This window comes from Myxococcales bacterium (genome assembly GCA_012517325.1).
Taxonomy (GTDB): Bacteria; Lernaellota; Lernaellaia; order Lernaellales; family Lernaellaceae; genus JAAYVF01.
Genome location: JAAYVF010000026.1, coordinates 1 through 12,347 on the forward strand (window position 1 = coordinate 1; position 12,347 = coordinate 12,347).

Here is a 12,347-nt window from a genome sequence, read left to right on the forward strand (position 1 = left end):
CGCTGCCGTTGCCAGGTCAACGCGTTTCGCTCCCCCGCCGGCGGCAGGCCGCCGAAAAACGGTTCGTAGAGGTTGGCCAGAAACGCCGCGCCGTAATGCGCCTGGAACGTGCCGAGAATTTCCGGACTGACTTCGCCGGCGGGAAGGTCCGCCTGCACCGCCGCGTTGATCGCCTCGAAACCTTCCACGTTTTTCAGATTTCCCGCTGGATCGAAAGTCAGCACCAGCGGTCGATCGAGCATGGCCCGCAGCGGCCGGAAATAAGCCGACGATTCGCCGGTGTCCTCGCCGGAATCGAACCGGACGATCTTGCCGCCGGCGAGGTCGGTTTGCAGGCTGACGCGTTTGAAGGTCACCTGCAGCCGCGGATTGCCGCCCAGCGGTTCGAGCACCTTTTGCTCGTAATCGAAGATCTGGTGCGATTCGTACTTGGTCTGGTATTGCCCGCGCGAGCGCATTTCGTCGAAGGTGTCGATGGTCAGCCGGTAGGAATTTTTTTCGCCCGGCGTGAAAGTCGGCGCCAGGGGAGTCAACCGGCCGCACGCGCCGAGCACCAGAATCGCCAGAACAGCCAGAAAAAGGGTTTTCCCGATTCGCACGGATAACCTCCTTGACGATGCGTTGCTTACCATACAGGAAAATGAGGTTTCCCGCCAACCGGCCGCGCCTGCGTCCACCCGCGCGAGCGGATTTTTTACCGACTTGCTTTGACAGCCGCCGGACGCCGTTGTAACTTGAAGGAAATGCATTAATTTTTTCTTGACAGCGCGGCGGGTTTTGGTTATTCCTATCAGGGCTTATAAGTAACAGGAACTATTATCGATAAACGATTTGGTGGAACATGAGCTTGGAAAACCCTGCACGGCTCCGGATGACGCGTCAACGCGAGATTATTTTGCACCTTCTGCGGGAGCTGGAAACGCATCCGACGGCCGATGAATTGTTTCAGTTGGTCCGCCAGCAATTGCCCAAAATCAGCCTGGGCACGGTTTACCGCAATCTGGACGTGCTGTTCGAACAGGGCCTGGTGCGAAAGCTGGAGAACAGCGGGCCGCAACGGCGCTACGACGGGCGGATGCATCCGCATCATCACGCGCAATGCCGGCAATGCCATCGGCTGTTCGACGTGCCGATCGAGGCCGTATCGACGCCGACGATCCGCCTGGCCGACGAGTTGGGTTTTCAACTGACCGAATACCGGTTGGAACTGTTCGGCGTTTGCGCCGATTGCCGCCGGACGGCGGCGCCGAAAGAAAGAAAAAGCGGGCGGTCCTGAGCGCCGATCCATCTTGGAACCAAAACGAACAAAGGAGATCTCCATGCCAAGCGTAAAAGGAAGTCGCACTGAAAAGAATTTGTTGACCTCGTTCGCCGGTGAATCCCAGGCCCGCAATCGGTACACCTTCGCGGCCAGCCAGGCGAAAAAAGAAGGCCTGATCCAAATCTCGCTGGTTTTCGAGGAAACGGCCAACCAGGAAAAAGAGCACGCGAAGCGGTTCTTCTCGTTCCTGGAAGGCGGCGACCTGGCGATTGAAGCGGCTTTTCCCGCCGGCGTCGTCGGCGATACCGCGGTGCAACTGAAGCACGCGGCGGCTGGCGAACACTTCGAATGGACCGAGATGTATCCGGGTTACGCGAAGATCGCCGCCGAGGAAGGCTTCAAGGACATCGCCACGCTTTTCCAAGCGGTCAGCAACGCCGAGGCGCAGCACGAACGGCGCTACCTCGCGTTTCTGAACAACGTCGAAAAAGGCCTGGTGTTCAAGCGCGGGGAAAAAGTGAAGTGGCGCTGCATCAACTGCGGCTACATCTACGAGGGTTACGAAGCCCCGATGAAGTGCCCGGCCTGCGCCCATCCGCAAGCCTATTACGAACTGCTCGGCGAAAACTGGTAGCCGGACGGGGTGTCACATGACCGCAGTCGCCGACCTGAATCTGGCGAGCGCGATCGAGTTGGCCATGGCGTCGGAAAAGGAAGCCGAGGCGTTTTATCGCCGGGCGGCCGACGCCTCGGCCGACCCGCGCGGAAAATCGATGTTTCGCCAACTGGCGGATTTCGAGAACAGTCATTACCTTAACCTCCAGCGCTTGCGGGATCAGTTGGGCGGCGCGCCGTTCGACGGTTATGCGGGAACGGCGTTCCTGCCCGAAAAACCCGCGGCCGCGCCGGTCGCCTTGAGCGACCTGCAAATCAAGTCCGATACCGAGGCGATCGCCCTGGCGATTACGGCCGAGAAGAAAGCCCGCGAGGCTTATCTGAATCTCGAAAAACAGGCCGTCAGCCCGGTCGTCAAGAACATGTTTGCCAAATTGGCGGCCGAGGAAGAGTTGCACCGGAAAGTGCTGGAAGATCAGTTTTACGCCTTGTCCAATCAAGGGCATTGGATCTGGGGCGAATGATTTTGTCGAATTAAAACGACGCATTTCGCAAAGGAGTACATAAGATGAAATACGAATGCATGGTTTGCGGTTATATCTATGATCCGGCCAAGGGCGACGTCGACAACGGCGTGGAACCCGGCACCAAGTTCGAAGATCTGCCCGAGGATTGGGTTTGCCCGGTTTGTGGCGCGACTAAGGACCAATTCGAACCGGCATCTTAATGCCTGGCTCTTGCCAAAGGCAAAACCGAACTTACTTTCCCAAAGGAGCCAAGCAATGAAAAAACTTCAAGTCTATCAGTGCGAAACGGGCGCGTTTATCGAGGTTTTGCAGGGCGCCGAAGGGTGCGAACTGGCTTGCTGCGGCAAGCCGATGGCCGCGCTGCCGGAGAAAACAGCCGACAAGACGACGGAAAAGCACGTTCCGGTGATCTCGGAAGTGCCGGAGGGCACCAAGGTCGTGGTCGGTTCGGTGCCGCATCCGATGCTGGACAACCACTACATCATGGTGATCGAGCTGATCGACGGCGATTTCGTCTACCGCAAATACCTCAAACCGGGCGAGGCTCCCGAAGCGATCTTCCCGGTCAAACCGAAAAACCCGGTGGCCCGCGAACTGTGCAACCTCCACGGATTATGGAAAGGATAAACGACCATGGCGACCATTAGTGAAAAAATCAACAAGGCCTTGAACGACCAGATGCAGTTCGAGATCGCCTCCGGCTACCTCTATTGGGGCATGGCGGCCTATTGCGAGTCGATCAACCTGCCGGGCTTCGCCCACTGGCTGGTCGCGCAGTACAACGAGGAAGTCAACGTCCACGCCCGGAAGTTCTATAGCTACATCACCGAGCGCGGCGGCCGCGCCGAGTTGGGCGCCATCGACAAGCCGCCCGTGGAGTGGAAATCCCCGCTGGCGATTTTCGAAGCGGCCTACAAACACGAATGCATCGTCACCGAGCGCATCTACAAGCTCGCCGAACTGGCCCGCAAGGAAGGCGACCTGGCGACCGTCGAGTTTCTCAATTGGTTCATCAAAGAGCAGGTCGAGGAAGAGAAGAGCACGGACGAAATCGTGCAGATGCTCAAGATGGCCGGTGAGAAAAGCGTCCAGGCGCTGTTCATGATCAACGCCCGCTTGGCGGAACGCAAATTCGGCGGCTGATGTTGCCCTCCCTGTTGAATCAAAGCTCTTCCCGCTGACGGAGGAGCTTTTTTTAATTTTTTTCCTCCGGGAAATCGCCGGAAAACGCTTCCGGCAAGAGAAGGCAAAGGAGGCTCCACTTGGACGCGACCCTGCTGGCACGGATACAATTCGGGGTGACGGTCGGCTTTCACTATATTTTCCCCCAGATCACCATCGGCATGGCCTGGATCCTGTTCTGGATGATGGCGCGGTGGGTGCGCACCGGGCAGCCGTTGTACCGCCGGATGGCCCGTTTCTGGACGCACATCTTCGCGCTGGTTTTCGCGGTCGGCGTGGCCACCGGCATCGTCATGGAATTTCAATTCGGCACCAACTGGGCCGATTATTCGCGCTTCGTCGGCGACATTTTCGGCGCGCCGCTGGCCGCCGAGGGCGTGATCGCCTTTTTCCTCGAGTCCACCTTCCTGGGCATGCTGCTGTTCGGCTGGAAGAAATTGTCGCCGAAAGTGCATCTGCTCTCGGCCGGCATGGTCGCCTTCGGCTCGACGCTGTCGGCGTTCTGGATCATCGTCGCCAATTCCTGGCAGCAGACGCCGGCCGGCTTCAAGGTCGTCGGCACGCGGGCGGAAATGACCAGCTTCGCCGAGGCGGTGTTCAACCCCTCGACGATTATTCGTTACCTGCACACCGTCGACGGCGCGCTGATCGCCGGTTCCTTCTTCGTCCTGTCGCTTTCGGCTTGGTTCCTGCTGAAGAAAAAGCACATCGAATTCGCCGTCGAATCGATGCGCTTCGCGTTGATCGTCGGCTTGCTCGCGTCGGGTTTGCAGTTCATTTTCGGCCATCACCACGCGGTGCAGGTGTACAAGACGCAACCGCTGAAACTGGCCGCTTTCGAGGGCCATTTCGAATCGTCCGCCAACGCGCCGTTGCTGGCCTTCGGCATTCCGGACGTGGCGGCCGGCAAAACGCAGTTGGCGATCGCCCTCCCGGGAATGCTGAGTTTCGGGGTGACGGGCGATTTCAATACGGTCATCAAGGGACTGAACGAATGGCCGCGCGAGGAATGGCCGCCGATCCTGCTGACGTTTTTCCCCTTCCACCTCATGGTGGCCTTGTGGGTATTGCTGATGATCGTCACGGTTTGGGGGGTGGTGCTTCTTTACCGCAAGAAACTGCCGGAGACGCCGCTCTACCAATGGCTGGCGTTCTTGGCCGCGCCGGCGCCGATCCTCGCCAGCACCCTGGGTTGGATGACGGCGGAAATCGGTCGCCAGCCGTGGATCGTTTACGGTCTGCTCAAGACCAACGACGCCGTATCCAAGGTCGTCAGCGCCGGTGAAATTCTGTTTTCACTGCTTTTCCTCGGGTTGATTTACCTGCTGCTGTTCGGGGTCTGGGTGTTCCTGGTGCGCCACCGACTTTTACAGGGACCGGAAACCGATGAGGCGCCGGCCGGGAAGGGGGTGACGGCATGAATACACTGCAAACCGTTTGGTATCTGCTCGTCGGCGTGCTGCTGACGGGATACGCGTTGCTGGACGGCTTCGATCTGGGCACCGGCTGGTGGTACTGGCGGGCGCGCAAAACCGAGCACCGCACGTTGATGCTCTCGGCGATCGGCCCGGTGTGGGATGGCAACGAGGTCTGGTTGATCACCGGCGGCGGCGCGTTGTTCGCGGCTTTTCCGCCGGTTTATGCCTCGGTGTTTTCAGGTATGTACCTGGCCCTGGTACTCGTGCTTTTCGGTTTAATCATGCGCGCGACCTCGATCGAATTCCGCGGCCAACTCCACGACGAGAAATGGCGGCGGTTCTGGGACGTCGCGTTCAGTCTGGGCAGCCTGCTGCCGGCGCTGCTGTTCGGGGTCGCCATGGGGAACGTGATCCGCGGCCTGGAACTCAACGCCAATGGTGATTACCAGGGCACGTTCCTCGGGCTGCTCAATCCGTATTCGCTGTTCGGCGGCGTGCTGGGGCTGGTCATGTTCATCGTGCATGGCGGGCTTTACCAATTGTTGAAACAGGACGGCGAACCGGCCGCGGCGATCAAGGCCGAATTGAGTCCGTGGTGGTGGGCCTACCTGATCCTGTTCCTGGCGGTCGGGCCGCTGACGGCGGTTTTCGCGGGTCACATGTATAAAAATTTCATGCAATTCCCGCTGCTGTTCATCCTGCCGGCGTTCATCCTGGGCGGGATCATCATGATCCGGATTTATCTCAATTCCGCCCAATACGGTAAAGCGTTCATCGCTTCGAGCGTGACGATCGTCTCGCTGATGCTGACCGTCGGCGCGATGATGTTTCCGACCCTGGTTTGGGCGACCGATCCGGCCCTGCATCTGACGGCATTCAATTCCTCATCCTCGCAGTTGACCCTGACGGTCATGCTGGTCGTCGCGCTGATCGGCATGCCCATCGTGCTGGCCTACAACTACTGGGTTTATAAAACCTTCGCCGGTAAGGTGACCTTGGAGGACAGCCACTACTAGATCGGCAGGAAGAAAGCGAATAAAAAAGCCGCCCGCCGAAAGGCGAGCGGCTTTTTTTTACTGGAACAGTCGATTCGCTATTCGGCGAAGCTATGGCAGCCCAGGCAATCGTCGGCGGTGTACTGACCGTCATGCGCATCGGAATGGCAATCGGTGCAAGCCTGGCCGTAGTCTTCGTGGGGGATGTCCGGAGCCGAGGCGTCGTCGTCGGCGGCGTCGTCATCGGCAGTGTCGTCGTTGTCGTCGTCTTCGCTGGTGTCGTTGTCGTCGTTATCGTCGTCGTCATCGTCGCAGGCCATGAACATCTGCAGGCCGAAAGCAAAAGCTAACAGGAAAGCAAAAAGCAGAAACGTCTTTTTCATCGATGTTCTCCTTTTGGTTATTCGTTTTTGAATACTCCCAGTGGAATATTGGCAAGAGCGCCGAGGTTTGTCAAGAAAACACGCGAGCTCCGAAAAGTTTTCAGCATTTTCTTTCCTCCCCCACATTGACCGACCCTTCCGATTAGTCTTTTAATGCTCGGTACTTTCCAGGGAGGCTGGTATGCGAACTCTTGGCTTTTTCAGCTTGGCGGCCTTGGTTCTGATTTGTTTGGCTGGTTGCAATTTTACGGACTACAACTCCTACCAGGACGCGACGTATGTTCCGCAACCCAATGCCGAAAATACGCCTTCCGAAACCGGAGACGACGATACCTGGATCGACGATGACGATGATCAGGAGCCGCACCTGCCCGCGTTGCCGAAATGGCTGCGCGAGCGGCCCTACTTGCAGGACCGCAGCTTATGGGGGCAGGAAATCGACATGGCCGATCCGCCGCCGGTGCGCGATCTCGGCGCCATGGGCGTCGGAAACGGCAAGGTTTTCGGCATCTTGGGAAATCAGTATCCGCTGGCTTCCTGGCACAATCTGGGCGGCCCGACCTATCAAAAAGATTTGAAATGGTTTACCGACAAAGAGCCCTGGCTGATCGTCCGGGGGCATTATCTATCGCCGGCCACGCAGACGATCAGCCGCGTGCGCACCGCGCCGATCGTCATCGCCACCGCCGCCAACCAGGCGCTCGAATGGACCAGCGTCAATTTCGCGCCGATTTATGGGGCCGACACGGCAGCCGAACAGGCGTTGATCAGCGTCTGGATCGTGCGCAATCTGAGTCGACAGGCGATTTCGGAAATTTACCTGGAAATTGATTCGAACCTCGGCAAATTCCGCGAGTCGGCTTTTCTGGAAAACGATTACTCCGGTCGTTGGCTGAGCATCCGGCCGTTGGATGCCGCGGCCGAACCCGGTGACGCGTTCAACGATCTGTGGATCGACGTCGGCGAACTGCAGCCCGGCGAGGAACGGGCCATCGTGGTCCCGTACGTTTTTACGCAGACCAATCAGAATTCCGGCGAGGTTTTCCAAGCGATCCAAACCGCCGGCGTCGACGCGTTGCTCGAATCGACCCTGGCCTGGTGGAACGAGTGGGCGGGCCAAATCGCCACGATCGAAACGCCCGACCCGAAGTTCAACGAACTGATGTTGACGCTGGCGCTCTCCATCAAGGTCAACCAGGCGGCGAACGGCGCCTTGTCCCAGATGAGCCAGTATTCCAATACCTGGCTGCGCGACACGCACGGGCCCTCGTTGCTCTATCCGCTGATCGGCCTGAACGACGACTTCAAGGCGATGCTCGATTACCTCTGGGGCGCGGCGGTGATCACCGGCAATCTAGCCAACGCGGTGACCCTCGATCTGGACACCTCCGACCTGCCGGCGGAACCGGATTGGCGTAACCTGGGCACGCTCGGCGGCCGGATTCGCGCCGAGAGTCCCAGCGCCCTGGTCCTCGAACACGAAAACTACCTGAAGGCCACCGGCGATCTCGACACCCTGGAGGAGCGTTACGATTATCTGTGGCACGCGGTGATGCATCAGGAATTGATCGACAACTGTCTGCAGCCGTTCTCCAGCGACGAGACGTTCGAAGACGTGATGGAAGCCACCTTCGGCGAGAATATTTTCAACGAACCCGACGATTCGACGCTTTCGTTCTATTCGTCATTGCTGTTGATGCGCGCCGCCGGTTTCATGGAACGGCTGGCCACCCTGCTGGGGAAGGACGAGGACGCCGCCGACTTCGCCGACCTGGTGGAACGCGTCCGGGTTTGCGCCGAGAACACCTTCTGGATGCCCGACCTGGGTTTTTACGCCGTCAAGGCCGATACCGCGACGCGCGAACCGTATCCGCGGCCGTACGAGGACATCAGCACCATGCCGATCTGGTTGAACGCCCTGCCGTTGACCAACCCGCGGGTGGTGAGCAACTTCGAAACGGTCATGGACGAGCTGGGGCACCGCGACGGCGCTTTGTATTCGCGCATCAGCCCGATTTACAATCTCTTGTTCCCACAGGTGAAAGCCGGCATCCAGACCGGGATGAGCCACGGCTACTGGCTCAACAATCTCGACAAAATGTTTCACCCCACCGCCGATCAAGCCTTTGAACTCTGGAAGGACGTGCCGACCGCGGCCGGCTTCACCGACGAGGCGGTGGTGGTTCCCGAATACGGCCATCTGTCCATCTTCCGCGAACCGTTCGGCATCGTCTGCGACACCTCGGCGCGTTTCCGCAGTTGGGAAGCGGGCATTCTGGGGCAGGCGTTCCTGTACCACCTGACCGGTTACGATTACGACTATTACGACGGCACCGCCGCGCTCGCGCCGCAACTGCCGCCCAAATGGGATACGATGGCGTTCCGCCAACTGGCGTACAACGAGGGCCGCTTCGACCTGACGGTCACCCGTACCGAAAATGACGGTCGCCGGATCGTGCTGACAACCGACGCGGCGACCGATTTCACGCTCACCCTGACGGTGCCGCTGGACGCTGATTTCGCCGGGGTGAAAATCAACGGCGCGGCGGCGGCGGCAACGGCGGAGGTCAACAAATACGGCCGCACCGTGGTTCGGGTGGCGCCGTTCGAGGTGCCGGAAGACGGCGAAACGGTGATCGAAGTGCTCGCCGGAGCATCGCGGTAGGCCGTGGCCAGGCAACTCTTCCAGCGGCGGTTGTTACTCGTCACCGGCAAGGGCGGGGTGGGCAAATCGACGATCGCCGCGGCGCTGGCGGTAGCGGCGCGCGAACGCGGGCGGAAAGTCCTGTTGGTGCAACTGGGCCAAATGGACAACCTCGGCCCGATCTTCGGCAAGACCGTTCCTCCTTATCAATTCGTCGAATTGGAAAACGGGCTGTTCGCCTTTTCGATCGAACCGTACCTGGCGCTGCACGAATACCTGGCCGAAAGCCTGAAGATGCGGTTCGTCGTCGACTGGTTTCTGGAAAACCGGGTCATTCAATACCTGACGCAGGCCGCGCCCGGGTGGCGCGAGCTGATCACCATCGGCAAAATCTGGCAATTGGCCCAGCAGACGACCGGCTACCACAAGCGGCCCCGGTTCGACCTGCTGGTGGTCGACGCGCCGGCGACCGGCCACGGCATCAGCTTTTTGCGCGTGCCGGCGATCATCCTCAACACCATCCGTTTCGGCCCGATCCGCCGGCACACGCTGGAAGTGCAAAAATTGTTGCTGGACCCCGACCGGACGCTGCTGATCGGCGTCACCTTGCCGGAGGAAATGCCGGTGAACGAGGTGGTGGAAATTCACCAGGCCGCCAAAACCATTCTCCAGATTCCTTACGGCGGGACGGTCGTCAACGCGTTTACCGCCGCGCGGGACGGCGGGGAAACGGGCCGATTGCTGAAAGAATTGCGCGCCGATGCCAAGGCCTGGGCGGCATTGACGCGAGCGGTTCCCGGCGGCACGGAGCCCTTGCAGGTCGCTTGGGAAACGCATCAGGCGCTGGCCAAGCTCTCGGCGCACTATTTACGGGAAGTGCGCGAAAAGATCGACAGCGACGTTTTCGTGGTGCCGCTGATTCCGGGCTCGGGCCTGGATCGCGAATCGATCGCCCGGGTGGCGCAGGCGCTGGCGGATCAGATCGGGGGTGAGTCCTGATGGACGGCGGGTTGTCGCAACGGCTGGCGACGAAACGCATCGTGCTGTGCGTCGGTTCCGGCGGCGTCGGCAAGACTACCCTGGCCGCCGCGATCGCCCTGCAAGGCGCGATGGCGGGTCGCAAGACGCTGGTCTTGACCATCGATCCGGCCCGGCGGCTGGCCAACAGCCTGGGTCTCGAACGGCTGGACAACACCGAAACCCGGATCTCGCCGGCGGTGTTTCAACGCGCCGGCCTGGAACCGAAGGCGGAGCTTTGGGGCATGATGCTCGACGTCAAGCGCAGTTTCGACGACCTGATTCGCCGGATCGCGCCGACCGACGAGGCCGCCGAGCGCATTCTCGACAATCACTATTACCAGAACCTTTCGGACGCGCTGGCCGGCAGCCAGGAATACATGGCGATGGAGAAGCTGCACGAGTTGCAGGCCGAGCGCGACTACGACTTGCTGGTCGTCGATACGCCGCCGACCAAGCACGCGCTGGATTTCCTCGAGGCGCCCAACCGGATGGCCGATTTCCTCGACGGCAAAGTGATCCAGTGGTTCATCAAACCGTACCTGCTGGCCGGGAAGGTCGGCTTCGCGTTCGCTCAGCGTAGCGCCGGCATGATCTTTAAAATGCTGGAACGATTTACCGGTTACGAGGCCATGGCCGATCTGGCGGAGTTTTTCCTGGCGTTCGACGGCATGTACGACGGCTTCAAGGAACGGGCGGTGCATGTCAAGCGGCTGCTCGCTTCGCCGCAAACCGCTTTTGTCCTGGTGACCAGTCCGGTCAGCCCGGCCATCGATGAGGCGCGCTTTTTCTGGCGCCGGTTGACGCATGAAAAAATGGCGCCCGAAATCGTCGTTTTCAACCGCGTTCACACGTTGCCGGTGGACGATCCGCAAACCTGGGCCGCACAGGCCCGGCAAGCGGCCCGGAAGGTCATGGCGCGTTTTCCACATTACGCACCGGCCATCGACGTCTTGCTGGAAAATGCCGCCGGGCTCGCCGAGCAGGCCGCCGCCGACGATCAAGCCATGCGCCGTTTCCTCGCTGAAACCGAGCCGCGACAGATCCATTACCGCGTGCCGGCCTTGACGGCCGATGTTCACGATTTGCGGTCCTTGGCCGAATTGGGCGCTTATTTGGTTTGATGGGAAATGTTGAAAAAGTAGATTTGTCCGTCGCGGTATTCCTGCGTGACTTTGCCTTGTTCTTCCAGCAGTTCCAGGTAGCCGATGACTTCGGAAATCCACAGGAACAATTCGAAATCCGGCAACTCCGGCGAGAGATCGAGCGCCAGTTCGTAGGGGGTGCGGGCGCGGCCGTTGAGCAGGGCGAACAGGTCGTCGCACCGGCGGTGGTGGTAGCGCAGCGTTTTCTCGGCCGCCTCGCGCGGGTTTTCGAACGGCTCGCCGTGGCCGGGCAGGGCCAGCGTGGCGGTGGTGTTCATCAGCCGTTTCAGGCTTTTCATGTGCATGTAGGCGATGCGCGGCCGGCTGGTTTCGGGCGAGGAAGGACGGGCCAGGAGGATGCTGGGCGCGATGCGCGGCCGCAACGTATCGCCGACGAACAACAAGCGATGTTCCGGCGATTCGAAGCAGGCGTCGTGCATGGTGTGGCCGGGAGTATGCAGGACCCGCAACGTGAAATCGTCGAACTCGATGCGGTCGCCGTCGTTCAGCGGGCGATCCAACTCCACCTGGCAGCCGTAATTGACGTAATCGCGGCCGGCCGCCAGCAGAGTGCTGATTTTTTGTCCGGGAACGCCGCAGTAGCTTAGAAAATGCTTGAAATACTGATCGTTCGCGTCCCACTCCTTGGTGATGTTGCGCAAAAACGGCTGCGCCCCGGCCATCGCCGCCACCTCGGCGCCGGACTCGATTTTGATCCGCGCGGCCAGCCCGAAGTGATCGATGTGCGGGTGGCTGATCAGAATTCGTTTGATATCGGCGAAATGATAACCCACGGTCATCAGCGATTGTTGCAGGGCATCGGCCACGCTTTCTTCGTTGGGACCGGTGTCGATGAGCGTCGGCCGGCTGTCGGCGATGAAATAGACGTTGACCAAACCTAGAGGAAAGGGCGTCTCCAAGCTGAAGCAGAAGATCCGGTTGTCGATTTTTTTAAATTTACGAGCCGCCATTTATCTGACCCGGGCGGCGCAGCTAACCGCCTGACAGTGTGAAGTCCGCGTTTCCCCGCTACGCGGACTTCTCTCTCCTGCGACTCGATTATTGTTGCTCCGGCCGGTCCGCTTGGCAAGTATGAATTACGGTTGATCCGATATTATCCGCACGGCATACTGATCGCCTTGTTGATTCAGCATTCAAAA

Annotated in this window: 14 protein-coding genes; 11 read left to right on the forward strand and 3 right to left on the reverse strand. The window is 59.8% G+C overall.

The window, feature by feature from the left end:
• On the reverse strand, positions 1–599 hold a 599-nt coding region (locus GX444_05380), incomplete at its 3' end, for a hypothetical protein (protein ID NLH48021.1).
• Positions 600–841: 242 nt separating this feature from the next.
• On the opposite strand from GX444_05380, the gene GX444_05385 reads away from it, so the two are divergent.
• From GX444_05385 to cydB, 8 genes are all read left to right on the forward strand, one after another.
• Positions 842–1,276 (forward strand): transcriptional repressor, encoded by a 435-nt coding sequence (locus tag GX444_05385; GenBank protein NLH48022.1) that lies wholly within the window; start codon positions 842–844, stop codon positions 1,274–1,276.
• Between the two features lie 43 nt (positions 1,277–1,319).
• Positions 1,320–1,895 (forward strand): rubrerythrin family protein, encoded by a 576-nt coding sequence (locus tag GX444_05390; protein NLH48023.1) that lies wholly within the window; start codon positions 1,320–1,322, stop codon positions 1,893–1,895.
• 16 nt (positions 1,896–1,911) lie between these two features.
• A complete protein-coding gene (locus tag GX444_05395; GenBank protein NLH48024.1) occupies positions 1,912–2,400 on the forward strand; it encodes a ferritin family protein in 489 nt (162 codons plus the stop codon).
• A 44-nt stretch (positions 2,401–2,444) separates the two neighbouring features.
• Positions 2,445–2,603 (forward strand): rubredoxin, encoded by a 159-nt coding sequence (locus GX444_05400; protein ID NLH48025.1) that lies wholly within the window; start codon positions 2,445–2,447, stop codon positions 2,601–2,603.
• Between the two features lie 55 nt (positions 2,604–2,658).
• Positions 2,659–3,030, forward strand: a complete 372-nt coding sequence (locus tag GX444_05405) for a desulfoferrodoxin (protein NLH48026.1) — start codon at positions 2,659–2,661, stop codon at positions 3,028–3,030.
• Positions 3,031–3,036: 6 nt separating this feature from the next.
• The gene (locus tag GX444_05410) at positions 3,037–3,546 is read left to right on the forward strand and encodes a ferritin (GenBank protein ID NLH48027.1); all 510 of its coding nucleotides are present in this window, start codon (positions 3,037–3,039) and stop codon (positions 3,544–3,546) included.
• Between the two features lie 119 nt (positions 3,547–3,665).
• Positions 3,666–5,006, forward strand: coding sequence for a cytochrome ubiquinol oxidase subunit I (locus tag GX444_05415; GenBank protein ID NLH48028.1), 1,341 nt, complete (start codon positions 3,666–3,668; stop codon positions 5,004–5,006).
• Positions 5,003–6,019, forward strand: coding sequence for a cytochrome d ubiquinol oxidase subunit II (gene cydB, locus GX444_05420; protein ID NLH48029.1), 1,017 nt, complete (start codon positions 5,003–5,005; stop codon positions 6,017–6,019). Before GX444_05415 ends, cydB begins: the two co-directional genes overlap by 4 nt.
• Before the next feature lie 77 nt (positions 6,020–6,096).
• Here the strand turns inward: cydB and GX444_05425 are convergent, their stop codons facing one another.
• A complete protein-coding gene (locus GX444_05425; protein ID NLH48030.1) occupies positions 6,097–6,381 on the reverse strand; it encodes a hypothetical protein in 285 nt (94 codons plus the stop codon).
• A gap of 181 nt (positions 6,382–6,562) precedes the next feature.
• On the opposite strand from GX444_05425, the gene GX444_05430 reads away from it, so the two are divergent.
• From GX444_05430 to GX444_05440, 3 genes are read left to right on the forward strand one after another with little or no spacing between them, the layout of a single operon-like run.
• Positions 6,563–9,046, forward strand: a complete 2,484-nt coding sequence (locus GX444_05430) for a hypothetical protein (protein NLH48031.1) — start codon at positions 6,563–6,565, stop codon at positions 9,044–9,046.
• A 3-nt stretch (positions 9,047–9,049) separates the two neighbouring features.
• On the forward strand, positions 9,050–10,024 hold the full coding sequence (locus tag GX444_05435) for an ArsA family ATPase (protein ID NLH48032.1): 975 nt from the start codon (positions 9,050–9,052) through the stop codon (positions 10,022–10,024).
• Positions 10,024–11,166 carry an ArsA family ATPase gene (locus GX444_05440; protein ID NLH48033.1) on the forward strand — a complete coding sequence of 381 codons (1,143 nt, stop codon included), beginning with the start codon at positions 10,024–10,026 and terminating at the stop codon, positions 11,164–11,166. The genes GX444_05435 and GX444_05440 overlap by 1 nt, the downstream gene beginning before the upstream one ends.
• Here the strand turns inward: GX444_05440 and GX444_05445 are convergent.
• The gene (locus GX444_05445) at positions 11,154–12,158 is read right to left on the reverse strand and encodes an MBL fold metallo-hydrolase (protein ID NLH48034.1); all 1,005 of its coding nucleotides are present in this window, start codon (positions 12,156–12,158) and stop codon (positions 11,154–11,156) included. The two genes, GX444_05440 and GX444_05445, sit on opposite strands and share 13 nt — an antisense overlap.
• Positions 12,159–12,347: the final 189 nt, after the last annotated feature.

Coding starts and splice junctions, on each gene's coding strand:
- GX444_05385 (NLH48022.1), top strand. CDS start 842: ATGAGCTTGGAAAACCCTGCACGGCTCCGGATGACGCGTCAACGCGAG.
- GX444_05390 (NLH48023.1), top strand. CDS start 1,320: ATGCCAAGCGTAAAAGGAAGTCGCACTGAAAAGAATTTGTTGACCTCG.
- GX444_05395 (NLH48024.1), top strand. CDS start 1,912: ATGACCGCAGTCGCCGACCTGAATCTGGCGAGCGCGATCGAGTTGGCC.
- GX444_05400 (NLH48025.1), top strand. CDS start 2,445: ATGAAATACGAATGCATGGTTTGCGGTTATATCTATGATCCGGCCAAG.
- GX444_05405 (NLH48026.1), top strand. CDS start 2,659: ATGAAAAAACTTCAAGTCTATCAGTGCGAAACGGGCGCGTTTATCGAG.
- GX444_05410 (NLH48027.1), top strand. CDS start 3,037: ATGGCGACCATTAGTGAAAAAATCAACAAGGCCTTGAACGACCAGATG.
- cydB (NLH48029.1), top strand. CDS start 5,003: ATGAATACACTGCAAACCGTTTGGTATCTGCTCGTCGGCGTGCTGCTG.
- GX444_05425 (NLH48030.1), bottom strand. CDS start 6,381: ATGAAAAAGACGTTTCTGCTTTTTGCTTTCCTGTTAGCTTTTGCTTTC.
- GX444_05430 (NLH48031.1), top strand. CDS start 6,563: ATGCGAACTCTTGGCTTTTTCAGCTTGGCGGCCTTGGTTCTGATTTGT.
- GX444_05440 (NLH48033.1), top strand. CDS start 10,024: ATGGACGGCGGGTTGTCGCAACGGCTGGCGACGAAACGCATCGTGCTG.
- GX444_05445 (NLH48034.1), bottom strand. CDS start 12,158: ATGGCGGCTCGTAAATTTAAAAAAATCGACAACCGGATCTTCTGCTTC.